Origin of the sequence: Rhizobium sp. 268 (genome assembly GCF_036571585.1) — a bacterium.
GTDB classification, from domain to species: domain Bacteria; phylum Pseudomonadota; class Alphaproteobacteria; order Rhizobiales; family Rhizobiaceae; genus Rhizobium; species Rhizobium redzepovicii.
In genome coordinates this window covers 65,412-88,768 of sequence record NZ_JAPPSO010000005.1, presented here as the reverse complement: position 1 = coordinate 88,768, position 23,357 = coordinate 65,412, and the positions used below count along the sequence as shown (strand labels likewise).

The window sequence follows — 23,357 nt, the reverse complement described above, 5'->3', positions numbered from 1 at the left end:
CCCATGCCGAAATCCACTCTGCTGGCGGGTCTTGCCGCTTCGCTGCTGACGCTTGCCCCAGCCCATGCCGACGACTCCGGCGACGGCAAGGCGATGCTCGCCGCGCAGGCGGGGCTTGCCGCCGAACTGATCGACCGCACGCTGGCAAGGGAGGGGGCCGCCAATATCATGGTGTCGCCGGCAAGCCTTGCCGCAGCCCTCGGCCTTGCCAGCCTCGGCGCCTCCGCCGAAGGCAAGGCCGCAATCGCCAAGGGCCTCGGCTTCGGCAGCGAGGTGAAGGGGCCGGAAACGGTGCTTGCCGCCATGAGCCCGGAGAAGCCGGCAGCCGCGGATGCGCCTCTGGCGACGGCGGTTGCCATCGTCTTCGACGACAAGCTGGCGCTCGCCCCCGACGCGCTTTCCATGCTCGCCACCCACCGGATCAAACCCTCGATCGAAGATCTCGACGGACCGGCCTCGGTCGAGCATATCAATGGCTGGGTCAAGGAGACGACGCGGGGCGCCATTCCCGCCATCCTCGACGCGCCGCCCGGCGGCGGCTTCGTCAGCCTGGGCGCACTCTCCTTCAAGGCGCGCTGGAAGACCTCCTTCGAGAAAGAAAGCCCGGCAAGCCCCTTTCAGCGGCCGGACGGTTCGACGATTTCGGTGCCGATGATGCATCTTACAGGCGATGGGCAGAAATTCCGCTTCGACGAGAAATTCGCCGCCGTCGATCTTGCCTATGCGGGCGAAAGCTACAGCATGGTCGTGGTGGCGGCGCGCTCCGGCAAGGGGGTCGGCGGCGCCGACCTGAAGGCCTTGACCTCCTGGCTGCAGGGGGAAAAATTCGAACCTGCCAAGGGTGAAATCTTCCTTCCCCGCTTTTCCCTGAGCGACGGGCGTGATTTGATGCCGGTGATCAATCAGATGGGCCTGGCGGCCGGGAAGGCCAAGGATGCGGCTTTCCCGGGTTTCACCAAGGAAAACATTCGCTTGTCGCGCGTTCTTCAGAAGACGATGATCAAGCTCGACGAAAACGGCACGGAGGCGGCGGCAGCCACGGCAGCAATCACCGAACGCAGCATCGATCCGAAACTCGTTCGCGTCGTCGCCGATGCCCGTTTTGCCTTCGCGCTCAGGGATACAAGAACCGGCCTGGTGCTCGCCGCAGGTCTGATCGGCGATCCGCTTCTGGCAGGCGAATAGAATGCGGTTTCATGGAATGCCAATGATTGCAGGGGGACATGTGCATGAGAAGTGATCTGATCGCCCGCTACACGATCGGCGAGCCGGTCTATGAGAACGAGTTCATCGTCTATCCCGCCCAGGACAAGCGGATGGACCATGCGGTCTTCATCGTCGCCCCCGATGTGGCGCTGAAATTGGACAAGGCGCGTTTCGAGCGGGTCTGGACCTCCATCAACGAGGCGAAATCCCTGACCGCACGGCGCTTCGTCGAAATCGAGGATCTGATCCCGCCGTCGCCGGAAGATGACAATTTCTATATCGTCGAGAAGCGGCCGTCGAAGACGCTGCACCAGTATCTCGACGAAACCGAAATGGTGGCCTATGAGCGCGCCGCCGAAATCGGCCGCCACATCCTCGAGGGCCTGGCGACGCTGCACGGCGCCGGTTACGCTCATAATGCCCTGACGGACCAGTGCATCTATGTTTCCGAGGACTATTCCGGCCTGTCGGTCCGGATCGGCAATCTGCACCTGATCTCGAAGATCGGCGAGCACATCATCCCGCCCTATGTGCCGGAGTTCGGCGCGCCGGAGATCTATGCCAGCGGCACCTTCTCGGCCTCCGCGGCCCTCGACATCTATGCAATGGGCATGATCGCCTACAAGCTCTTCCTGCCGCGCCAGACCTATAACAGCGTCTTCGACAGCGTCATGGTCTGGGAAGACGAGCACCAGCGCGAGCAGAGCTGGAAGAACATCCATCTCGATCCCTCCAACATCTTTCCCCGGCTCGACGTGCTGATCCCCGGCTTTCCCGAGGGTCTTGCAAGCCTCATCGAAAGGATGCTGAGCCGCGACCCGGCCCAGCGCCCGCGCACCGGCGCCGATGCGCTCGGCGAATACACGAGGGTGACGACAGGCATTCAGCCGATGTCCTGGGATCCGCGCGGCGGCATGCCGCAGCAGCCGGAGGTGCCGAAGCCGAAAAAATGGACGCCTGTCAAAATTTCGATGATCGCAGCGCTGCTGTTGATCTGCATCGGTGTCGGCGTCGTCACGATCCCGAAACTGCTCCGCCCGGATCCGAAACTCGTCGCTGATGTCGGCACCTGGAAGAAGGAAGCCGAAAGCCGCAAACAGAAGGCGATCGCCGCCAAGGCGCCGGAACGCCCGGCCAGCGACCAGGCCAAGCTTTCCTACGACACCGGTGCGGCGGCGCTGACCTCCGCCGATGCGCTGCTCAAGGACGAAGACTATGAAAAGGCCCTTCCGGGCTATCAGTCTGCCGCCATCAATCTCGGCAATGCGCTGATCGCCATTTCGAAGGAGAATGCCGAGAAGGCGAAAGCGTCAGCCTCGGCTGCCGGCGGCGACAAGGCGCCGAGCTTCGCCGAGGCCGACGCCAAGCTGAAGGCTGCCGCCGACAGCGCCGCCGCCAAGCAGATGCACGGCGCCATCGACAATTACGACGCCTCGAAAGCGGCTTTCGACGATCTCGCCAAGGCGCTGACCGCGCTGGCAGCGGCCGAAAAGAACGCGGCGGCAAAGCGCGAAACCGTCAATCGCATCGGCGCCGGCGATAGCCCCGACGTCGCCAAGGCGAGCGGCCTGATGACCGATGCCAAGGCCAAGGCCGAGCAATGGCAGATGCCGGCGGCGACCTCGGGCTATGGCGACGCCGCCAAACTTTTCGACGCCCTCATCGCCGACGTCATGGCGGCAAAGGACGAGGCGACGGCGCTGAAGCTGAAGGTCGCCGATCTCAACGCCTCGATCGCCACCCGCGCCGGCGCGGCCGATCCAACGCTTGCCGCACTCGCGCCGAAAATCGGCGAGGCCGATGGCCGCTATAGCGCCGAGGCCTATAAGCTCGCCGTCGTCGCGTACAAACCGATCCTTGCCGATCTCGAGGCGCTGTCGGCGCGCGGCTTCTGCCCGGTTTCGCCGACCCTTGCCTTCGAGCAAGTGCCGGCGGGAAGTTATTCGCTGGAGAATGTCCGGCTGATGACCGCCTCGATGAAGGAGCTCGGCGGCATGCTCGGCGTCGCCAATGGCGCCGTGAAGGTCGAAAAATCCTTCTGCATGCAGGCAAAGGCCGTCACCCGCGCCGAGATGGCGGCCTATTACACCGCCAACTCCGATCCCGCCTCGGCACAGGCCTATGCCGACAACCCCGAGCAGCCGGCTGACGACGTGCCGCTTGCCGTGGCGCAGAACTATACCGCCTGGCTGTCGAAACAGCTGAACGCCCCCGTTCACCTGCCGTCGGCAACCGAATGGATGGCCAGTGCGACAAAGATGGAAACGGAAAAACTGCCCGACAATGGCGACATCCTCCTGCAATGGAGCGCCACCCCCTGCGAAGCCGGCGGCAACGTCGCCTTCATGGCGCAGGAAGGGTCGACCTTTGTCGTCTGCTCCGACGCATCGGCCGGCGGCATCTTCCGGGTCACCGCCGAATTGCGGTGACTGAACCGACGGGTGGAGATCGAAAGGGAAGAAATCCCGCATGCCTCAATCGGTGCAACACGTGTCGACGCAGCGTTTGAAAATGAGGTTGCAGGGCGCCCTTTTTCCTCATTCGGCAGCCTCGCGCTCAAGCGGTACGCTTCACGAAATTTCAATTCCAACTTTCATAAAATGCGCGTATATAAAAAGTGGGGATTGCAGTATTCCCGCCTTGAGGGGTCGAGGATAATGTGCTGGAACACATCAGCAACATTCACGCCGGTCGGTTTTGCTTTGCGAGGTCGGGCATCTCGCAAGATCGTATGGACGCTTGGAGACGCGGCGCGTCTCCTGATGAACGACTGGCCTTTCGATGACGGCGAAGAATATGTGGCTGCGGTGAAAGCCTGCGTCGACGCCATCAGCGGCAAAATTGCCCCGGAACAATTCCGCGAAGCGCTTCTGCGCGCGGCCGAAGAGGCCGGTATCGCCGCTCTCTGTCTGGTCCCGCAGGGCGTGGCAGCGCGACGACCGGACCTGCCGTCGAAGGCGCAAAGATAGCCCCGATTGAGACCTCACGTTTGCGCCAGCAGCCGACATCCAAGGATGGATTCATCACCGTTGTCGCCGTGCCCGTAGGGCGGATGAGGGGGCCACACGGCACGACTTTCATGATCTCCAGCGATTTTAGCGACACCAAGGCCATATCCCTTACTGATCGGCCGGGGCTTCGCGGATCTGCATGATCTTGTCGATCAAGCCCCATTCCAATGCTTCTTGCGACGTCATGAAGCGGTCGCGGTCCATGGCGCGTTCAAAATCCTCATAGGAGCGCCCGCAATGTTCGGCGTAAAGCCGCGTCATACGCTGCTTTGTTTTTAGGATTTCCTCGGCGTGAATTTGCATATCGGTCGCCTGCCCCTGAAAGCCGCCTGATGGCTGGTGGATCAGGATGCTTGCATTTGGCAGGGCGGCCCGCTCGCCCGGCTCGCCCGCCATCAGGAGAAACGATCCCATGGAGCGAGCCGTGCCCATGCAGAGCGTGTGAACCGGCGCGCGGATGTAGCGCATGGTGTCGTACATGGCGAGGCCGCTGGTCACGACGCCGCCCGGCGAATTGATATAGAGGTAGATCGGCTTTTTGGGGTTTTCTGCTTCCAGAAACAGGAGCTGTGCGCAGACGAGGGCCGAAACGGTGTCGTTCACCTCGCCATTGAGGAAGACAATCCGCTCGCGCAGAAGCCGGGAATAAATATCGAATGATCGTTCTCCCCGGCTGGACTGTTCTACGACCATAGGGACGAGCTGCATCGCTTCGCGCATCGGCGACCTCCACTTCCAGATTTTTAGGGTGAGGCTCGCCGCGTCAGGCGGCGAGCATGAGGGGCGGACTGTTGCTGTTCGCCGGCGCTCTTGTCATTCCATCGAGTCTTGCATCCGTCAGTACGTGGACGATCCGAAGGCAGGTTCCGCCCGTGGCATTCGGGGTGATCGTGAACGTCACGGTGCTTTCAATGAATGGTGGGCTGTCGTCGCGCAGCTTGTAGCGGACTTCTTGGCCGGGGGTGACGGCGATCGCATCGGAATCGGCCAATGCCTCCTTTGGCAACCACCTTTCCCGAAATTCGGGAATACTGAGCGCGCGCCAGACCTTGTGCGGCGGATCGCCCAAGTCAAATTCCAGCTCGACGCCGCTATCCTGCTCCTCGATCTTTTGTTCGTTCATTGATCCATGTCCTTCAGCAAGACCTTAAGAGCTGCGATGCGGTCGGGCCAATAGGCGCGATACTTCGCCAGCCATTGAGCGATCAGAGCCAGCCCCTCCGGATCGACTTCGTAGTTCACGAAACGCCCCTGCCGTTGTTCCCTCACGAGCTTTGCACTCCGCAGAACCGCAAGGTGTTGCGACATTGCCGGCTGGCTGATCTCCATGCCGTTGCGCAAGGCGCTGGCGTTCATGCTCCCTGCCGCCAGCTTCTCAAAGATCGCGCGGCGGGTCGGGTCTGCCAAAGCCCGGAAAAAGTCATTCTCGATCATGCCGACACATAAGCATACACTTATCTGATTTGCAAGCTTCTTTTTGTGGCGGCTTTCTGGTGTCGCTGCGAAGATAGCTCGTCAGTCGAGGGGCAAACCCGCCTTGGACATCACGTTTGCGCCCACAGCGGACGTCAGTTCATAAGCGACGTATGTCCGAGTTGGGGCAGAAGGAGACTGGCCGCGTCTGGAGAGCTAGCCAGAAATGCAGGCTTAGCGCAGTGCAGTTCGGGTCTCCCCCGGTGCCATTTCGCGAACAGAACTGGGCACTTCCGCCGAAGCCCCGCTCGACCCCATCAACAGACATTCAAGAACCGTCTGCTTTCCGTGGTACAGATTTCCGTGTCGTCCACCTCGACGCCGCCAGTCACAAAGAAGGCTACCGAGTCAATGGAGGTGGAGACCGCTTGGACATTACCTCTTGCGGCTTGTTGACTCACCCGCAGTTGAACAATAACTTGCTAATTTGGTCGTTGGGTTTGTCCTCACATGACAGATCAATTTCTTCAGCGTCGTCTCGCTGCCATCGTTGTTGCCGATGTGGTGGGATATTCACGCCTGATGGAGGCTGATGAAGTCGCAACGCTGGCGAACCTCAGGGAACTCCGTTCTGGCGTTATCGAGCCGGCTGTGACGCGCCACAACGGTCGCATCTTCAAGGTCATGGGCGACGGCTTCCTGATCGAATTCGGCAGCGCGGTGGACGCGGTCGAAGCAGCGCTGGAAATGCAGCGGGCCATCACGACTGTCGGGGCTTCCGGAGATCGACGACTACTTTTACGTGTAGGTGTCAATCTGGGAGATGTCATTGACGATGGTTCAGACGTCCTCGGCGACGGGGTCAATGTCGCGGCGCGCTTGGAGACGCAGGCCGCGCCGGGAGGTATCTGCATTTCAGCCGGCGTTCACGACGAGATCGTCGGCAAGATCGGCGACCGGTTCTTCGACGCAGGCGAACGCTACCTGAAGAACCTGACTCGCCCCGTCCACGTGTGGCATTGGCCGGATGCGCTGGAAAGCATATTGCCGCTGCCCGACTGTCCGTCGATCGCTGTATTGCCGTTCACGAACATGAGTGGGAATGAAGCCGACGCGCCTTTCGTCGACGGCTTGACTGAAGACCTGATCACCGACCTTTCCCGTACGGCCGGCCTGTTCGTCATCGCGCGCAATTCCGTCTACGGCTACAAGGGCAAGCCGGTCAACGTAAAGCTGGTCGCCCAGGAACTCGGCGTCCGCTACGTCCTGGAGGGGAGCGCCAGACGCGCAATGGGCCGTGTCCGCATCAACGCCCAACTGGTCGACACAGCTGACGGCGGGCACTTGTGGGCCGAGAGGTTCGACAGGACGGTGGAAGATGTTTTCGAATTGCAGGATGAAGTCAACGCCAAGATTGTCGAAGCCCTCGTCGGCCGGCTGACCATCCCGACGCCGCGCAATCGGCCGAAGAACTTTGAGGCCTACGACCTGTGTGTGCGCGCCCGCCTCCTGACGGAAGAGTCGCCGCAAACCGAGCGTGAGGCCTATATGCTGCTCCAGCGCGCGGTTAAGCTCGAGCCATCCTATGCCGAGGCGCTCGGTCTGCTCGCCTATAACCGTTGGCTTGCCTGGACTCATTTCGGCGAGCCCGAAGATCCTAACCGTGAGATGGCGACGACATCGGCGCAGAAGGCGGTCGAGCTGGATCCAAACGATGCCGGCTGCCGTTACGTTCTGGGGACCATTCTGGCCTATGAGCGGCGATGGGTGGAATCGGAGGCCGCCTTCGCAAAGGCCCTGGAGCTGGACCCCAACCACGCCGACACCTGGGCCGCCATGTCTGATATCTCAGTGCTGGACGGCAGGGTTGCCGACGGACTGGCGCAGATCGAAAAAGCTCTGCGGCTCAATCCCTACCCACCCTGCTGGTATCTTTGCCATCTTGGGCAGGCGCAATATGCCGCGCGTGACTATGAGGCGGCAACCGCTACGCTCCGCAAGAAAGACACGTATCGTACCAACTCACGCAAATTCCTGGCTGCTGCGCTTGCGCAGTTGGGCCACGGTGAGGAGGCGCGGCGAGAAGCAGAATTGTTCCTGATCGCCCACCCTCATTTCACGATCGGCCATTGGCTCAGCTCCCAGCCGCTGCGCGATGCATCTGTACGAGACCACTTTGTCGACGGCTTCCGAAAGGCCGGCCTGCCTGAGTGATGCGGGACGTCTCTCAGGCCTCGGATTTTGTGGAGCCTACGGAAGCTGTGGGACGACTGCCTGCGATGGAATGCAATCACTCGGTGAGGCCAGCTTTGCGCAGTCCATCCACAATGCGCTCGAAATCGGCGGGGTTCTTGTAGGGCAGCACTTTGCGCCTGTGCTCCAGGGAATAATCGGGATTGATCCGGAACACTTCCTCCCACTGCCCGCGAGCCTCCGCCAAGCAGCCCAAGTGACCATAGCTCGCCGCCAGCAACACACGTGAGATGTCGGTGGCTGGATTGCGGACTAGTCGTCGCTTCAGGAAGACAACAGCCTCCTCGTACCTGCCCAACTGGAACATCGCCTGCGCATGGAAGTGCAGAAAAATGTCTGGATAATATGGATTCAGGGCGATCGCCCGCTCGAAGCAGACGAGGGCCTCGTCGGATCTGCCCGCATAGTGCAGCGCGTTTCCGAGGCTCTCGTGGCCCTCGACAAGATTGGGAGCAAGCGCAATCGCGCGTTCAGCCTCGCGGATGGCCACGTCAAGTCGTCGCAGGTACAAGTTGACGACGGCCAGCGCCCAATGTGCGTACGGATACCGATCGTCGAGCGCCACCGCCAGCGTCGCAGCCTCGGTCGCCTGTTCCAGCGATTTCGACGGCGATCGGCTCCACTGGTTAACGTAGGCCAGCCCGTGCGTGACGGCGAGGAACGCGTGCGCCGGGGCGAATTTCGGGTCCAGATCGACGGCGCGCTGCAGCAATTGCCGGCCCTGAATGTTCTGCTCTCTCGTCAGCTGCCACATGTGTTCACGGCCCCGCAGGAAGCAGTCATAGGCTTCCAGATTTTGCGTCTGCTCGGTCGCGAGCCGCAGGTGGTCCCCGGCCGTCAGCTTGAGTTCCAGAGCGCCGACGATCTGCTGCGTGACGTCATCCTGCACTGCGAAGATATCGGTCAGGTCGCGATCGAAACGCTCCGCCCACTGATGCCCGCCGGTGGTGGCATCAATCAGCTGCGCGGTGATCCTCACCTTGTTGCCGGATTTGCGAACGCTTCCTTCCAGCACGTAGCGCACTTTGAGACTGTCGCCCACTTCCTGCACGTTCACATTCCGGCCCTTGAAGGTAAACGACGAGTTGCGAGCGATGACAAACAGCTGCGACAGCTTCGATAGAGCTGTGATGATGTCTTCCGAGATGCCGTCAGCGAAGTACTCCTGCTCGGCATCGCCGCTCATGTTGACGAATGGCAGCACGGCAATCGAGAGGTCCAACGGCAATGCGGCCGGCGCACGAGCAACGGCGGCGGCGGGCACTCCTGGCTTTACCTCCGCGGCGGTGCCGACCTGGAGCGAATAGATCCGGATCGGCTCGGCAATGTTCTTGAGTTGCGTGTTGCCGAGATCGCTGACGGAGAGATCGAGTCTCGCCCTGACTTGGCGATAGGCGTCCTCGGACAGGCAAATAGCGCCGGGGGCCGCGATACCCTCGAGACGCGAGGCGATGTTGACGCCGTCGCCCATCAGGTCGCCATCGAATTCCTCTACGACGTCCCCCAGATGGATGCCGATCCGGAACTCGATGCGCCGATCCTGCTGAACGCCGGCGTTGCGCTCGACCATGCCGTTCTGCACCTCGATGGCGCAGCGCACGGCATCGACAACGCTGCGGAATTCGACCAGCGCTCCGTCACCAGTGCGCTTGATGACACGGCCGTTGTGCACTGCGATGGTTGGATCGATCAGGTCGCTGCGCAGTGCCCGCAACCTTGCCAGGGTGCGATCTTCGTCCTCGCTGGCGAGCCGGCTGTATCCGACTACGTCCGCGGCCAGAATTGCGGCCAGCTTGCGATTCTCGCTCATAGAGCCGTCTCCCATCTCCACGATAGCAGGAAGACAGAGACAGGGGAACTTCTGCCCAGAGCGATCTCGGCTGAGATCAAGTTCTCTGGTGCATTTCCGACCTACAGCGTGTTCGTCGACGATGTCTGCTTTCGGGCCGGGAGCGGTCAACTGTCGCTGTCGCCTTGCCACTGATGTCGCAAATGTCGCGCCTCGACCCGAAGCGGCCCCTAACGCCCATCTAGGTAGCCGAAATTTTTTACGTCAGATTCTGGGGCATGTGGCGTCATTGCTGCTTCCTTGACGATTTACCTTCCATTAACATCCCTTCCGCACACAGAGGAGTTCCGCCATGAGCGAAGACGCCTTCAACATGTCGATCCGCAAGTTCCTGAAGGAAGTCGGCGTCACCTCGCAGCGCAAGATCGAGGAGACGGTGCGCAAGGGGCAGTTCGATGGCAAGACGTTGAAGGTCCGCATGACGCTAACGGCGGAAGGCACCGGCCTCAACCACGTGGTGGACGGCGAAATTGAACTTCCGTAGGCCGGGCGAAGCGATCGTGCGAACCGTCCGGCTGCCCCAAGTTCATGGTCCACGCCCGCGCGCAATCGAAGCATGGCCGCTCTGGACCGACTGCGGTTTTCCCCTTCGCGCCACAAGCGGCCAGAACTGGTCATACAAACAAGTGGTGAGCATTACTGATGCTCCGTTCAGCTCGGAAGATATTCCCGGCTCCAGCTCTCGCTGACGTCCCCGCTTGCGAACAACTGGCCAATGTCTGATTCGCTATAGCCCAGTGCCAACAATATCTGTCGCGTCGACCCTCCGTACTTTTCTGCTGGCGGCAACGCAAAGACTTTTGCATCCGCCGGTCTGACACCATAGGGATCGAGATACGTGACCACATGACCGCTTGGATGGTCTTTGTAGGTCGAGAAGGAGTAAGTGCCGCGATCAATTCCCGGCTGACCGTCAGCTGACCGGGTCGACGAGGCGCGAATTGTCTCAATGTTATTACAGATCGACGCGCCGATATCTGCGGCATGGAAGCGCTCGATCCATATGGCCGCAGAAACGGTCGGAATGACGGTCTCAAGCGTTCGTTCCCATTCGCCGCTCGGCAGGCCAGGTAGCATTTCGAGCCCGGCCACATGCTTAAAACGGGTCAGGTCTTTCCGTGAGGCGGCAATCACGATCCAGGCATCCTTTGCCTGGTAGAGCTGATGCAAGGCATCATAGCCGCGTGCTGCAGGTCCGGACGGTTCGTTGAACTCCGCTCGTCCGGCATAATCGTAACAAAACGGCATCTGGGCGAGAGCGCTGAGTGCGGAGAGCGACGTCCGCGCTCGTCCAGCCTTCCCGGACTTGCGCTTCTGGTAGAGGGCCGCAGCAACCGCGAGCGCCGCACCGAAACCACACATCACGTCGATTGTGCCGACATGGGCATGTTCTTCCGGCGTCTGCATCGAGCCGCCGAAACGCAACATGATGCCCGTTGCCGCCTGCACGAGATCGTCATAGCCGAGGTAATCGGTGCGCGGCCCGCGACGCACGCCGCCAAAGCAATCAAGCTGGCAAAAAATGGCATCGGGGTTGAGACTGCGGAGGCCTTCGGCGTCCAGTCCCATGGACTTTACCTGCCGGTCTGTCGCGTTCCACACGATGATGTCCACGGACCGGACAAGCGCTTCGAATACCTTGCGGCCGTCGGCTGAGCCTATATCCAGAAGAACCGATTGCTTTCCCCGCATGTGGGTCATGCCGAAGATCACCGTGTTCCAGCAATCGAAGAACGGCGTAGCGGGATCGATCTTGATGACGTCGGCACCAAAACGCGAGAGATAGGAGACCGAGTGCGGCCCTGCAATCACGTTGCAAAGGTCGAGTACCCTGACACCTTCCAGCCAGCCCGCTTTATCAGCAGGTACTGGCATTGGGTCCGGATGGGTCGGCTCGATGTCCCTCAATGCCCGCCAGCGCCGCAGGAAACGCAACATCCCGGCGCGGGGACGGTGTCAGCATCGCTTCACCGCTTTCCTCAAGCCACGCCATCGGCCCCGGCTGCGTCATGCGGCCATAGACCGGGTCGTCGACTTCGATCATCAGTCCGGCCGCTTTGGCATGCTCATCGCCGATCCACTCTTTAAGCCATCGATGCGGTGCGCCCGGAAACTGGCCCTCGCCAAATATTTTTTCCCATTCCGCCGCCGTCCGCGTCACGAAGACGCCCTTCATTCTAGCCGTGATCTTGTCGGCCCAGTATTTCGGTAGGGGATACACGCCCAGCGACACGTCTGAAGTCCATTCGTCAACTGGCAGATAGGTGTTCGGTTCCTCCCGTAGACCTTCGGCGATTAGTTCGTCATAGATGCCGAGGGTTTTGAGACAGCGTTTGGCATGCTGCTTGTGGCTCGGGCAGACGACGTAGAAGCTTCGACCGTCCTTGCATGGGTAGCTCCGGTAAAACGGATCGAGAAAGGCCTGGAGATCGTCATACGACACATCCATCGCCAGCCCAGCAGCCCGGCGGCGTTCGATCTCCTGCTCGCGCTGCGTTTGGTAGCGGAGTGGATAGTCCTCGATCTTGATGGAGTTGTAGGTTAGCCCCTCCATCAAGGCGCTCGCCAGCGGGACTTCAATATGGTCGCCTCTGCCGGTACCCTGTCGGGCCTGCAGCGCCATGGCGACTGCCGAAACAGCGATCATCGTTCCGTAGGCCGATGAGAGCGGGAGGGGAGAGAACGACGGGTTCACGCCCATAAGTACGCGGTTCAGCCCCATGTCGGTAAAGACGCCGGATGAGGCTGCAATGACCGCCTCGAACGCACGCCAGTCGCGCCGCAGCTCGTCGTCGGATGCGAACCCTGGGATCGACACGGTGATCAGATTGGGTCTCGCCGCACGCAAGGCGGTGAAGTCGATTCCGAGCCGCTTCATCACGCCGGGCCTGAAATTTTCGATGACCACATCGGCCTCAGCCACCAGCGCCAGCGCCTGCTGACGGCCCTCATCGGACTTGAGGTCGAGCTTCACGAGAAGCTTGTTTCGGTTCAATGTCGCGTTCGCCGGATTGTCCCACAGCGGACCGGACAGTGGATCGACGTGAACGACCGTCGCGCCGAAATCACCAAAAATCATGGCAACGGCGGGACCTGCAATATACTGGCCGAAATCGACGACCTTGATGCCGTGGAAGGGCAGCGCTTGACGGTTCATGGTTTTGTCTCGCTTCATTAGGCAAACAGGGCCGAGTTTCAGGACGCCACCACTTTGCGGGCGTCCTCCAGGATCATGGATGCCGCCTTCTCGGCGATCATCAGTGTCGGCGAATTGGTGTTGCCACTGATGATGGTGGGCATGACGCTGGCATCGACCACGCGTAGTCCGTCGATACCGCGTACCTTCAGACGGTTGTCCACGACGGCCATCGGATCGCTGTCCGAGCCCATTTTCGCCGTACCCACAGGGTGGAAGATCGTGTTGGCAATGTCACCCGCGAGCTTGACCAGTTCGTCATAATCCTGGAATTGCGGTCCGGGCTTCCATTCCTGCGGCCTATATTTTTGTAGTGCTGGCATGCTGGCGATGACGCGAACCTGTCTCAGGCTGTCCACGGCCACCTTCCGGTCCTCTGCCGTCGCCAGATAATTGGGCGCGATCTCCGGAGCGTCTTCCATCCGTGCTGAGGTGATCCGAACGCTGCCGCGGCTCGTGGGATTGAGATTGCAGACACTGGCGGTCAGAGCCGGAAATCCATGCAACGGTTCTCCAAAGGCATCGAGGCTCAATGGCTGCACATGGTATTCCACATTAGCATGCGCTTGAGACGGATCGGACCGGGTAAAGGCACCCAGCTGCGACGGCGACATGCTCATCGGTCCCGTTCTCTTCAGTGCACATTCGAGCCCGATCATCGCCTTGCCCACTATGGAATTTGCCAGCGTGTTCAGCGTCCGTGCGCCGGTGAGCTTGTAGACGGCGCGAATCTGAAGGTGATCCTGAAGGTTCTCTCCAACTCCCGGCAACTCGATAGCGACATCGATGCCGTGCTTGCGCAGCAGCGCACCCGGCCCGATGCCGGACAGTTGCAGGATTTGTGGAGAGCCGACGGCTCCCGCCGAGAGGATGACGTCACGGCGGGACGCATACTCGACCTTTTGCCCGCGATGACGAACCGTCACACCTTTGCAGACCTTCCTTCCGGCTGCCTTGGCATCGATCACAAGGCGTTCGACATGCGCCTCGGTCAGGATCGTCAGATTGGCCCGTTTGCGTACGGGGCGGAGGAAAGCCTTGGAGGCATTCCAGCGCCAGCCGGATCGCTGATTGACTTCGAAATATCCGACACCCTCGTTGTCGCCGCTGTTGAAATCGTCGGTTCTTGGAAACCCTGCTTCACCTGCAGCATCGGCAAAGGCCTCCAGCACATCCCAGCGAAGGCGCTGCATTTCGATCCGCCATTCACCACCGTGACCATGCGTGTCGGAAAATCGGCTGTTGCCGCCCGTTTCGGGGTCCGCGCCGCCATCCATGCGGTAATGGTCTTCATGGGCCTTGAAATAGGGCAGAACCTGATCCCATGACCAGCTGGCGTCTCCAGTTTCTGCAGCCCAGGCATCGTAGTCCCGTGCCTGTCCCCGCATATAGATCATTCCATTGATCGATGAGCTTCCACCAAGCGTCTTGCCTCTGGGATAGCGCAGTGAACGGCCGTTTAGACCCGGATCGGGAGCCGTTTTGTAGAGCCAGTCGGTGCGCGGATTGCCGATGCAATAAAGATAGCCGACGGGGATGTGTATCCAGGGATAGTTGTCCTTCTTGCCTGCTTCCAGAAGGAGGACGCGGCGCGACGGATCGCGGCTCAAGCGGTTGGCGAGCAGGCATCCGGCAGTGCCGCCGCCAATGACGATGTAATCGAAAGTCCGGTCGTCCATTCTTCCCATCCTGCCGTCGCAAACGCGTCTCTCCATGCGCTCTGGATCGCACGAAACGGCCACCTCCGAAAAGGCCGGAAAGTTTCATGGGGTCATTACTTTTTTCGATGAGTTTGTTAAAGTAGCCGGTCCCCGGATTGGAGCATAAACAATGCGAGACCTCCCGCCTCTAAAAGCGCTCCGAGTGTTCGAAAGCTGCGTGCGCCTGCGCAGCTTCACGAAGGCTGCCAGCGAAATGAATGTTGGCCAACCGGCAGTCAGCCATCAGATTCAGACATTGGAGAAAGATATCGGTCTAAGGCTGTTCGACCGCAATGCCACGGTTGCGACCCCGACGCCTGAGGGTATGGCGTATTACAACCGAATATCCGTTGCACTAGAGGATATCTCTCGTGCTACGGGTGCCTTGCGGCAGAAAGCCCGCAAACCCGGCCTTACTCTCTCGACCTATCCCGGTATCGCAATGTTCTGGCTGATGCCCAGGCTCTCGAAGTTGAAGCAGAGCGAACCCGACCTTGCTGTCAGGGTGACGACGGCGGAACGCGACAGCGACATTCCCCTCAATGATGTCGATTGTGCCATTCTCTTTGGTGATGGACACTGGGCGGGCCAGACAAGTCACCTGCTCATGCCGGAAGTGGTAGTGCCAGTCGCCGCGCCGTCACTCGCCTGTCGACTGCTGGACCAGCCACGATCAGCGCTACTTGAGAATGGTCCGCTTATTCACTTGGAGGACCGCGATCAAAGGTGGTTCAGCTGGCAAGACTGGCGCGAGGCGCGTGCTCCGGGCTCCGCCATCATCGACGGTGGAATTGAGGTGACAAATCACGGCATCGCAATCCACGAGACGCTCATGGGCCACGGCATAGCGCTCGGATGGAAGGGTGTCATCGATGAGTTGCTCGCCAATGGACTGTTAGTCACACTGGACGACGAACCTCTCGTCTCTGACAGGGGCTATTACCTCGTAGGACCGGCCGCCTTCTTCAACTCGCGCATTGGTGCCAGGCTGCTGGCGGCACTGACAGCGGGCTTGACATATCACTTCAAGCGACAGTAGCTAAATGTCCGCTTAGGGGATAACTCCGCCATTCTGATGCGCCGAAAGCCTAAGTCCGGGCGAAGCCAGGTGCCCCCAGCTTGCGGGCGGTGGATTCGCAGCAGCCAGTAGGTCAACCGGTCGCCCGACGCGGTCAACACGGAAGCCGCGTGCCGGCTCCCTGTCCAATAGCATGGTGGCGTCCCGCAGCTCGAGCCTTCGATGCTGCGGGTCGTCAATCAGGCCTCGGATTTCAGCTTGCCGCCGACCGCCCAGGAATCCTTGGCGATCTCCGTTATCAGGATTTCCACCGATTCCGGCGGGCATGCCAGCGTTTCGACGGCGGCCTTGGTCGCTTCGCGGGCGAAGGCGCGTTTCTGATCGTCGGTACGGCCGGGATGCATCTGCAGGTGAAGAATAGGCATGGTTTCTCCTTGGTCAGGTTGGTGATGTCCGTCGTTTTGGTGCGGGCATGACGACCATGTTGTAAATTCCTTGGTTGATAAATAGGCTGCAGGTATCGTCATTCGAAACCTACAGGTAGGCAATCATGGACAAGCTGGCCGGCATGGCGATGTTTGTCCGGGTCATCGACAACGGCAGTTTCGCGGCGGCCGCGGAGATCGCGCAAGTGTCGCCTGCCATGGTCGCCAAGCACATTAAGACCATCGAGACCCGGCTGGGGTCGAAGCTGATCCATCGCACCACGCGACGCCATCAGCTCACAGAGGTCGGCCAGCTCTATTACGAGCGCTGCAAACGGGCGCTTTCCGAAGTGGCGCTGGCCGAGGCTTCGGCGAGCGAACTGCAATCGGCGCCGCGTGGACGGCTTCGCGTGGTTGCGCCGGTCAGCTTCGGGACGCAGATCCTGGTGCCGGCGCTGGTCGATTACCAGAACGCCTATCCCGACGTCAGCATCGAGCTGTCGCTCGACAACAATGTCCATGACCTCGTCGGCGAGGGGTTCGAGCTCGGCATCCACATCGGCCCGCTCTCCGACGACAGCCTGGTCGCCCGCCCGCTGACGCCCTACCGGCGGATTCTCGCTGCCTCACCGGATTATCTCGCCCGCCATGGCCGGCCGACCTCGCCGGAGGCTCTGACGAACCATCTCTGCCTCGGCCACTCCTATTGGCGCATGCAGGATCGCTGGCACCTGGTCGGGCCGGGGGGCGAAATGCGCGATGTGTTGATTTCCGGAAAATTCTCCACCAACCAGGGGGCAGCCCTTCGCATGGCCGCACTCAGCGGTGCGGGAATTGTGCTCCAGCCGGAACTGCTGCTCGCCGCCGATATCGCTGAAGGCCGGCTTGAGCAGGTGCTGCCGGAATGGTCCTACAAGCCAGTGCCGATGTCCCTCGTCTACGCGCCGAACCGCCGGCCGACAGCGATGCTGCGGACGGTGATCGATTTCCTGGTGGAACGGTTTGGCTAGTGAAGCTCGGTCGAGGCCGACGGCCGTTACAGTGCGGAGGCCTATAAGCTCGCGCTCTCAGCCTGCAAGTCGATCTTTGCTGATCTCGAGGCGCTGTCGGCGCACGGCTTCGTGGACATTTGCCTTCGAGACAGTGCCGGCAGGAAGTTATTCGCTGGAGCACGTCCGGCGGCGGCATCTTCCGGATTACCGCCGAATTGCGTGAACGATCCGAAGGGTTGAGAGCGGAACGGGAAAGCGGAATGCCGCATACACCGGGGCGGCATCATTTCGAGATTCGGGATCAAGTGGCATTGCGGGGCTATGGCCACTACACGCCACAGGCGGCTGCGGGCAATTTCCGCTTTACGCGCCAGAAGCGGATGTGGCTCTCGCTCGAGGGGTGACCGATTTGTGGCCGAAGAATGAACCCGCTGCGCGCGGGAGGGCGTCTTGCAGTGTGCTGCGGCGCAGGGGCGAGTGGTGGCGAGATCGGTGATGTAACCAGGCGGCTCTCCAGAATAGCTGGTGCTCATACCGTCGGTCGTCTTCCCGGTCGGGAAGTTTAGCAACAAACGAGCGTTCTCTCACCGAACGGCAAGACCGCTATCGGCGGATACGTCTATCTTTGACTGTAGCTATCGGGCGTTCATTAGCGAATCCTGATGTTTGCCCTCGCCACGAACGCACATAAGGCGTACGTTTGCAGGTCGCTGGCTGGGACCTGATGGAGCCAGCGACTGAGAGCGGGAGGCGCCGCCTTAAGACATGGCGTGCTTCTAACTCGCCTCGTTCCGAGCGCTCTCAAGACTGCCCGCCTCGGCCGGCCTCTCCTTTGTGCGATTCCGGCCGCTGTGACTTTTATGCCTGGAGGAGAAATCAGCCTTTCACACTGGAGGAGAAACCATCATGTATGATCTTGCACGCCGCGAATTCATCGTTCAAGGCAGCGCAGCCGTCGCCGCACTGGCGGTCTTCACTTCACAGTTTGCCCAAGCCTTTCCAAGCCGGGCGGGTGAGACCGTGATCCCGTGGCTAGACCAGCCGCAGCCCAATCCCGTTCCGGCGGTCATCCAGAGCCAGCTTGTCTGGGAGGATATGGATTCATGGGTGACACCAAATGAGAAGTTCTTCAGCATCGCCCATTTTGATCGGCCAACCATTGATGCGAATGCCTGGAAACTGGAAATCGATGGGTTAGTGAAGAAGCCTCTAAGCCTGTCGCTTGCCGACCTCAAGGCACGGCCGCGCCAGGAGGTGGTTTTCACGGTGGAATGTTCGGGCAATCACGGTTTTCCATTTTTTACCGGCGGCATTGGCAATGCCCGCTGGGCTGGCACACCGCTCGCCGCCATACTTGAAGAGGCAGGCGTGAAGGAAAACGGCATCGAAGTTGTTTTTTGGGGCACTGATGTCGGCGACATCGCTCTCAAGGACGATAATCGCGACGTCAAGATGCATCAGAATTTCGCCCGCAGCATGTCGCTCGCCGATGCGATGAGCCCCAATAACATCCTCTGCTACGAGATGAATGGGGTCGCCCTGCCGCCACCCAACGGTTCCCCGGTGCGGCTCATCGCACCGGGCTGGTATGGCATAGCCAACGTCAAGTGGCTCAAGCGCATCGAGATACGCAACACGCGCTTCATGAGTCTGTTGATGGGACGAGACTATGTCACCATCCGCGAAGAAGAGCACAATGGTGAGACCGTGTGGGCCGAGACCTCGGTCGGCCGTGCATTGCTGAAGTCCGCGCCTGCCAGAGTGACGCGTAGCGATGCCGGATACAGGATCAGCGGTGCAGCGTGGGGCGCTCCAATCGCCAAGGTCGAAGTGAAGGTTGATGATGGCCCATGGCTTGAAGCGACGATCGACCATGGTGAAGAAGCTGAATTCGCTTGGAAGGTGTGGTATCTCGACTGGAAAGACCCATCAAAGGGCGAGCACACGGTCACCTCGCGCGCCACTGACATGGCGGGACAAATCCAGCCTGCCATGGATGATCCCTGGATTACCAAGAAACATACTTACTGGGAAAGCAACGGCCAAGTCACGCGCCGCATCGGCATTGCTTGAGAAGGTCTACGAGCCGGCCATACACCTCAAGGAGGACCGATTTGACCTCATGCCGAACAGGGGGTCATTTCGTCATTGCTGTCGAGCAAGCGTATTTCGCGTGCGCGGGACGAACTTCCGCTTTTAGGCGCGAAGCAGTCTTTAAGTGATCCAACCTTGGATGGCTTCCTTGGGCCGAAAGCGACGAATTGTCTCGGCGGAAAGTGCCCGAAGCGGGCACACCCATTGTTCTCCAGGTCATACCGATAGAAATCGCGGATAGCCATCGCATTTGCCGGTGATGGAAGGTGATCCCAATCTGGGAAATTGTCGTTATCGCCCGGATAAGACTTGCACCACAGCAGCCTCGGCCTCAGGCGACGGACCATCCACCGTCCACCAGCAGGTTGGCGCCGGTAATCAGGCTCGCAGCCGGCGATGCCAGGAAGACGACGGCACCCACCACATCATCGGTTTCACCGATCCGGCCGAGTGGAATGTGATCGAGCGTCGCTTTGCGATTGTCGGCATCGGAGAGAAAAGGTGCTGTACCATCGGTGTGGATGAAGGTCGGCGATACGGTGTTCACGGTGACATTATAGGCTGCCCATTCGGCGGCAAGGCAGCGCGTCAGGTGATTGATTGCCGCCTTGCTCATGCAATAGATGGCCTCGCCGCGCAGCGCCACGGTGCCGGCCTGTGAGCTGATGTTGATGATCCGGCCGCCATTGCGCTTGATCATCTGACGCCCCACTGCCTGCGTCATCAGAAAGGTGCCCTTGATGTTGACATCGAGGATCTCGTCAAGGTCCTTCTCCTCAACGAGTTCCGCAAGATTGCCGGGAGCCACACCGACATTGTTGATGAGGACGTCGATCCGGCCGAATGTACCAAGCGCTGCATCGACGGCTTGGGCGATATGGGCCTTGTTGGGAATATCCAGTTCAACAGCGAGAATTTTTCGTCCCAGCCCCTCGAGTTCGGCAACCAGTCCCGCCGACGCCGCGACATCGCGGACCCCCAGAACAATATCGGAGCCCGCTGCGGCACAGGCAAGCGCGCAAGCTCGACCGATCCCACGGCTCGCTCCCGTCACCAAAGTCACCTTGCCCTCAAGGCTGAAGTCCGGCGCATTCTTCTGCATGATCGTGCCTCCCTCGATGACATCAATTTATGACAGGGTCGCCGGGCGGATGCCAGATGTTCCACAAATTACGGGGGTGGGAAACGCAGCGCCGGCCTCCACGAGAGCCTCATCCTTGTACGTTGCCGTTGCTGTATAATGCGGCTGTGCGGCGGGGATGCGTGTCATCCTAGGGTTTTGAACTCGCGCCTCAGCGAGCATCTCCGTCGCCATGTCTTCGCTCGAACGGTTGGTTGGGCCTTGAGCCCGCGTTGCAAGGAGGAGCACCCCATGCATGCCCCCAAAACTTTCATGGTCGGTATCGATGTTTCGAAGGCGCATCTCGACGTTGCTGTCGAAGGCAAACGCACCGTTGTCCGCTTCGACAACGATGCAGCAGGCCGGGCCGCGCTCGCGACGGCGATAGCCGGCGCAGAGCTTGTCGTCGTCGAAGCCACCGGCGGTTACGAGATGGCGACCGTCAGGGCGCTGATGGCCGCCGATATTCCTGTCGCCGTCGTCAATCCCCGCCAGATCCGCGATTTCGCCAGGGCCAGCGGCCGTCTGGCCAAGACCGATCAGGTCGATGCCCGCGTCATTCTCCACTTCGCCAGAGCGATGCGGCCGGCACAGATCCCCCATATCGACGACGGCCGCGCGCCACTCCAAGAGAGCCCCATCCTGAGGTGTCCCGCAGGGCCTCGAATGGAGGGCGGGTCAGGCGTTGATACACGCAAGAAGCAGCGTTGCTGCTTGCTTCGAGGCTTCGCCCTTTCGGGCTGCGCATCTCAAGCATGAGGGACGTTGGAGGATGCCGCGCCCCAATAATTGCCGAGCCTGACTTACTCCAGGCCCGCCAGTCGCAAACCCTCGATGTATCTGGCGCGGTCCTCCGCTCGGATTAGCGGGTGGTATTTCTCGACCCAGGCGATGCTGAGGTTTGGCTGCAGGCGCTTGCACTCGGCGAGACCCTGTCGTGCAACTTCCAAATCACCAGTGAGGCCCGCGGCTGCCGTCAGCGTCCGCCAGGCAGTACCGAAGTCGGGCCGTAGTTGAACAGCACGCCGCTCGGCAGTAACCGCGTCGGCGTAGCGGCCCGCAATCAGATGGCATAGGCCTTCGATCGATAAATTCGCGGGCTGCGCGAAGTCGCGGGGGCTCAGTCGACTCGCGATTTCCAGCTGGCGATAACCCTCTTCCGCAAGCCCTGCATAAGCGTAGGTGACGGCCAAAATGACTCGCGCCAGTGCGAAGCACGGGTTGCGTTGCAAAGATTCATTGAGTTCTTCAACTGCTGGGCCGAAGCGCCGCGTAAAGGTAAAGATATAGGCGGCGGCCAGATGTCCCCAGGGATCGTCTGGATCGAGGTCGATCGCCCGTTGGGCAAGAATCAATCCGTCAGATACGCCGCGCTCGAAATCCATATTGCCGAGTGCAACCCGCGTGGCGAAAATCCAAGCGAGCAGACTACGCGCCCGCGCATAACCGGCGTCCAGTTCGATAGCCCGCTTCAGCAGCACTATCCCCGTGTCGTCTTTTTGCGAAACCCATGTCCAGATATAGGGCATTGCTCGCACGACACAGCCCCAGGCGTCGAGGCTCTCCGGCGGCTTGCTCTGCAGGCGAAGGTTCTCGGCGGCGTAGAGCTGTGGCTCAATCGCTGCGGCAACATTGGCGGTGATCTCGTCCTGCAGCGCAAAGATGTCGGAGATAGGCCGATCGTAGTGCTCCGCCCAAATGTGGTTGTCGCTGGTCGCGTCAGCAAGGTGACCAGTGACCCGTAGGCGATCCCCTGCCTTGCGAACGCTGCCTCCCAGGACGTAGCGAACGCCAAGTTCACGAGCGACCTGACGGCTGCTCACTGCCTTGCCCTTGAAAGCGAAGGTCGAATTGCGCGCGATGACGAGGACGCCTCGCGCCTTCGACAAGGCGGTGATGATGTCTTCGGTTATGCCATCACCAAAATACTCCTGTTCCGGGTCGCCGCTCATGTTCTGGAATGGCAGAACAGCAATCGACGGTTTGCCGAGTGACGTGGCCTGCCCGGGTGGGCCGACTGTGGGAGGGTTCACAACCCGCACCCTGAAAGCGCGGACCGGATGCTCGATGTTCTTCAGTGCCTGCTCACCCATATCGTCGAAGGCATAGTCAACTTTCCCCGCCGCATCGTCCCGCACGCGGGCCGAAACGCAGATACCGCCGGGTTCGGCTATGCCTTCGAGCCGTGCGGTGATGTTGACGCCGTCACCGAAAATGTCACCATCTTGCTCCAGGATATCTCCGACATTGATGCCGATACGGAAATCCATGCGCATACCGTCGGCCTCGCTGGCGTTGCGACTGGCCATAAGAGTTTGCACTTCGACCGCGCATCGAACTGCATCAATGACGCTCGCGAACTGTGCGAGCAATCCATCACCAGTGGTTTTGACAATACCGCCGCCATTCCTCAGGATAACCGGATCAAGAACGTCGCGGCGATGCATGGTCAGCCGGGAAAGGGTGCCCTCCTCATCAATACCCACAAGGCGGCTATAGCCAGCCACATCGGCGGCGAAAATAGCGCAAAGCCTGCGTTTGGCCTGACCCGTTGGCACCCCCATCTCCCTTCGGCGGAGATCATACACTGACTCCAAACGGTGTGCGAGCATGCCGCGTTTTTCACTTGCGCCGAGGTCAAGCTCTACCGCTTGGGATTTGGTGGCAACATCTGCTTAGGCCGACAGTGGTCAGCGGCGCGCGAGGTTCCTAGCAGCGACACGGGACCGGCTGTCAACGCTTGGCAGGCGGCTTCACAGAGCCGCCCGCCGCTGCAGCGCAAAGCGCGCCGCCGGGCAGTTGATGTCGAGAACCAGATCATAGGTCTGCTGGTAAAGCGTCTGCGCCAGCGTTTGTTGCCGCGGTTTTCCGAGGCGAGTGCTGCAAGTGCGGTGCGTTTGTACGCCTCGACGATCGATTCGAGGGCCTTTGCCAGCGCGGCGTCGTCCGACGGCTCGGCCGCCGCATAGGCTGCATCGCCATCGAGCGCAACCGCTTGATAGAGACAATGCCACTCGCCAGCTTCCCGGCATGCACCAAGCCCTAAGCGCTGGCAAACCAAACCTGTGCGACTGCCGCAA

17 protein-coding genes and 3 pseudogenes are annotated in these 23,357 nt (G+C 60.5%); 10 read left to right on the top strand and 10 right to left on the bottom strand.

Going from position 1 to position 23,357, the window contains the following annotated elements:
- The first annotated feature begins 3 nt into the window (after positions 1 to 3).
- The 3 genes from OS035_RS11370 to OS035_RS11360 all read left to right on the top strand — a co-directional run bounded on the left by OS035_RS11370 (position 4) and on the right by OS035_RS11360 (position 4,175).
- Positions 4 to 1,185, top strand: a complete 1,182-nt coding sequence (locus tag OS035_RS11370) for a serpin family protein (RefSeq protein WP_331813690.1) — start codon at positions 4 to 6, stop codon at positions 1,183 to 1,185.
- A 44-nt stretch (positions 1,186 to 1,229) separates the two neighbouring features.
- A complete protein-coding gene (locus OS035_RS11365) occupies positions 1,230 to 3,635 on the top strand; it encodes a protein kinase domain-containing protein (protein WP_331813689.1) in 2,406 nt (801 codons plus the stop codon).
- A gap of 228 nt (positions 3,636 to 3,863) precedes the next feature.
- Positions 3,864 to 4,175 (top strand): DUF982 domain-containing protein, encoded by a 312-nt coding sequence (locus tag OS035_RS11360; protein ID WP_183778300.1) that lies wholly within the window; start codon positions 3,864 to 3,866, stop codon positions 4,173 to 4,175.
- 150 nt (positions 4,176 to 4,325) lie between these two features.
- On the opposite strand, the gene OS035_RS11355 is transcribed toward OS035_RS11360, so the two are convergent.
- The 3 genes from OS035_RS11355 to OS035_RS11345 are packed head-to-tail and all read right to left on the bottom strand — an operon-like array spanning position 4,326 to position 5,651.
- Positions 4,326 to 4,937 (bottom strand): ATP-dependent Clp protease proteolytic subunit, encoded by a 612-nt coding sequence (locus OS035_RS11355; protein ID WP_088940766.1) that lies wholly within the window; start codon positions 4,935 to 4,937, stop codon positions 4,326 to 4,328.
- 43 nt (positions 4,938 to 4,980) lie between these two features.
- Positions 4,981 to 5,340, bottom strand: a complete 360-nt coding sequence (locus tag OS035_RS11350; RefSeq protein WP_331813688.1) for an SRPBCC family protein — start codon at positions 5,338 to 5,340, stop codon at positions 4,981 to 4,983.
- Complete coding sequence (locus OS035_RS11345) at positions 5,337 to 5,651, bottom strand: ArsR/SmtB family transcription factor (protein ID WP_012555415.1); 315 nt, start codon at positions 5,649 to 5,651, stop codon at positions 5,337 to 5,339. Before OS035_RS11345 ends, OS035_RS11350 begins: the two co-directional genes overlap by 4 nt.
- A 489-nt stretch (positions 5,652 to 6,140) precedes the next feature.
- Here OS035_RS11345 and OS035_RS11340 point away from each other — a divergent pair, with 489 nt between their 5' ends.
- A complete protein-coding gene (locus OS035_RS11340) occupies positions 6,141 to 7,844 on the top strand; it encodes an adenylate/guanylate cyclase domain-containing protein (protein ID WP_331813687.1) in 1,704 nt (567 codons plus the stop codon).
- A 76-nt stretch (positions 7,845 to 7,920) separates the two neighbouring features.
- Here OS035_RS11340 and OS035_RS11335 read toward each other — a convergent pair whose 3' ends face one another.
- Positions 7,921 to 9,693 (bottom strand): adenylate/guanylate cyclase domain-containing protein, encoded by a 1,773-nt coding sequence (locus OS035_RS11335; protein WP_183777818.1) that lies wholly within the window; start codon positions 9,691 to 9,693, stop codon positions 7,921 to 7,923.
- A gap of 331 nt (positions 9,694 to 10,024) precedes the next feature.
- Between OS035_RS11335 and OS035_RS11330 the strand changes: the two genes are divergently transcribed.
- Complete coding sequence (locus tag OS035_RS11330; protein ID WP_097625710.1) at positions 10,025 to 10,216, top strand: DUF6494 family protein; 192 nt, start codon at positions 10,025 to 10,027, stop codon at positions 10,214 to 10,216.
- A gap of 167 nt (positions 10,217 to 10,383) precedes the next feature.
- Here OS035_RS11330 and OS035_RS33565 read toward each other — a convergent pair.
- Both OS035_RS33565 and OS035_RS11315 read right to left on the bottom strand, forming a co-directional pair.
- A pseudogene (locus tag OS035_RS33565) lies at positions 10,384 to 12,907 on the bottom strand (CoA transferase).
- A gap of 20 nt (positions 12,908 to 12,927) precedes the next feature.
- Positions 12,928 to 14,607 (bottom strand): GMC family oxidoreductase, encoded by a 1,680-nt coding sequence (locus OS035_RS11315; protein ID WP_331813684.1) that lies wholly within the window; start codon positions 14,605 to 14,607, stop codon positions 12,928 to 12,930.
- A gap of 151 nt (positions 14,608 to 14,758) precedes the next feature.
- Here OS035_RS11315 and OS035_RS11310 point away from each other — a divergent pair, with 151 nt between their 5' ends.
- A complete protein-coding gene (locus tag OS035_RS11310; protein WP_331813683.1) occupies positions 14,759 to 15,667 on the top strand; it encodes a LysR family transcriptional regulator in 909 nt (302 codons plus the stop codon).
- 218 nt (positions 15,668 to 15,885) lie between these two features.
- On the opposite strand, the gene OS035_RS11305 is transcribed toward OS035_RS11310, so the two are convergent.
- Positions 15,886 to 16,071: a 4-oxalocrotonate tautomerase gene (locus OS035_RS11305; protein WP_003594927.1), complete on the bottom strand. Its 186-nt coding sequence runs from the start codon at positions 16,069 to 16,071 to the stop codon at positions 15,886 to 15,888.
- A 125-nt stretch (positions 16,072 to 16,196) separates the two neighbouring features.
- Between OS035_RS11305 and OS035_RS11300 the strand changes: the two genes are divergently transcribed.
- From OS035_RS11300 to OS035_RS11290, 3 genes are all read left to right on the top strand, one after another.
- Positions 16,197 to 17,081, top strand: coding sequence for a LysR family transcriptional regulator (locus tag OS035_RS11300; RefSeq protein ID WP_310807778.1), 885 nt, complete (start codon positions 16,197 to 16,199; stop codon positions 17,079 to 17,081).
- A gap of 242 nt (positions 17,082 to 17,323) precedes the next feature.
- Entirely contained in the window at positions 17,324 to 17,467 is a 144-nt protein-coding gene (locus OS035_RS11295) for a hypothetical protein (protein WP_183777812.1), read from the top strand.
- A gap of 502 nt (positions 17,468 to 17,969) precedes the next feature.
- Positions 17,970 to 19,136 carry a sulfite oxidase gene (locus OS035_RS11290; protein ID WP_064246706.1) on the top strand — a complete coding sequence of 389 codons (1,167 nt, stop codon included), beginning with the start codon at positions 17,970 to 17,972 and terminating at the stop codon, positions 19,134 to 19,136.
- Between the two features lie 352 nt (positions 19,137 to 19,488).
- Here the strand turns inward: OS035_RS11290 and OS035_RS11285 are convergent, their stop codons facing one another.
- Positions 19,489 to 20,259, bottom strand: a complete 771-nt coding sequence (locus OS035_RS11285; RefSeq protein ID WP_183854768.1) for an SDR family NAD(P)-dependent oxidoreductase — start codon at positions 20,257 to 20,259, stop codon at positions 19,489 to 19,491.
- A 270-nt stretch (positions 20,260 to 20,529) separates the two neighbouring features.
- Here OS035_RS11285 and OS035_RS11280 point away from each other — a divergent pair.
- A pseudogene (locus OS035_RS11280) lies at positions 20,530 to 20,868 on the top strand (IS110 family transposase); the annotation flags it as partial.
- A gap of 212 nt (positions 20,869 to 21,080) precedes the next feature.
- On the opposite strand, the gene OS035_RS11275 reads toward OS035_RS11280, so the two are convergent.
- Both OS035_RS11275 and OS035_RS11270 read right to left on the bottom strand, forming a co-directional pair.
- Positions 21,081 to 22,835, bottom strand: coding sequence for an adenylate/guanylate cyclase domain-containing protein (locus tag OS035_RS11275; RefSeq protein WP_331813682.1), 1,755 nt, complete (start codon positions 22,833 to 22,835; stop codon positions 21,081 to 21,083).
- Positions 22,836 to 23,010: 175 nt separating this feature from the next.
- A pseudogene (locus tag OS035_RS11270) lies at positions 23,011 to 23,269 on the bottom strand (FHA domain-containing protein); the annotation flags it as partial.
- Between the last annotated feature and the right edge of the window lie 88 nt (positions 23,270 to 23,357).

Coding starts and splice junctions, on each gene's coding strand:
- OS035_RS11370 (WP_331813690.1), top strand. CDS start 4: ATGCCGAAATCCACTCTGCTGGCGGGTCTTGCCGCTTCGCTGCTGACG.
- OS035_RS11365 (WP_331813689.1), top strand. CDS start 1,230: ATGAGAAGTGATCTGATCGCCCGCTACACGATCGGCGAGCCGGTCTAT.
- OS035_RS11360 (WP_183778300.1), top strand. CDS start 3,864: ATGTGCTGGAACACATCAGCAACATTCACGCCGGTCGGTTTTGCTTTG.
- OS035_RS11355 (WP_088940766.1), bottom strand. CDS start 4,937: ATGCGCGAAGCGATGCAGCTCGTCCCTATGGTCGTAGAACAGTCCAGC.
- OS035_RS11350 (WP_331813688.1), bottom strand. CDS start 5,340: ATGAACGAACAAAAGATCGAGGAGCAGGATAGCGGCGTCGAGCTGGAA.
- OS035_RS11345 (WP_012555415.1), bottom strand. CDS start 5,651: ATGATCGAGAATGACTTTTTCCGGGCTTTGGCAGACCCGACCCGCCGC.
- OS035_RS11340 (WP_331813687.1), top strand. CDS start 6,141: ATGACAGATCAATTTCTTCAGCGTCGTCTCGCTGCCATCGTTGTTGCC.
- OS035_RS11335 (WP_183777818.1), bottom strand. CDS start 9,693: ATGAGCGAGAATCGCAAGCTGGCCGCAATTCTGGCCGCGGACGTAGTC.
- OS035_RS11330 (WP_097625710.1), top strand. CDS start 10,025: ATGAGCGAAGACGCCTTCAACATGTCGATCCGCAAGTTCCTGAAGGAA.
- OS035_RS11315 (WP_331813684.1), bottom strand. CDS start 14,607: ATGGACGACCGGACTTTCGATTACATCGTCATTGGCGGCGGCACTGCC.
- OS035_RS11310 (WP_331813683.1), top strand. CDS start 14,759: ATGCGAGACCTCCCGCCTCTAAAAGCGCTCCGAGTGTTCGAAAGCTGC.
- OS035_RS11305 (WP_003594927.1), bottom strand. CDS start 16,071: ATGCCTATTCTTCACCTGCAGATGCATCCCGGCCGTACCGACGATCAG.
- OS035_RS11300 (WP_310807778.1), top strand. CDS start 16,197: ATGGACAAGCTGGCCGGCATGGCGATGTTTGTCCGGGTCATCGACAAC.
- OS035_RS11295 (WP_183777812.1), top strand. CDS start 17,324: ATGCCGCATACACCGGGGCGGCATCATTTCGAGATTCGGGATCAAGTG.
- OS035_RS11290 (WP_064246706.1), top strand. CDS start 17,970: ATGTATGATCTTGCACGCCGCGAATTCATCGTTCAAGGCAGCGCAGCC.
- OS035_RS11285 (WP_183854768.1), bottom strand. CDS start 20,259: ATGCAGAAGAATGCGCCGGACTTCAGCCTTGAGGGCAAGGTGACTTTG.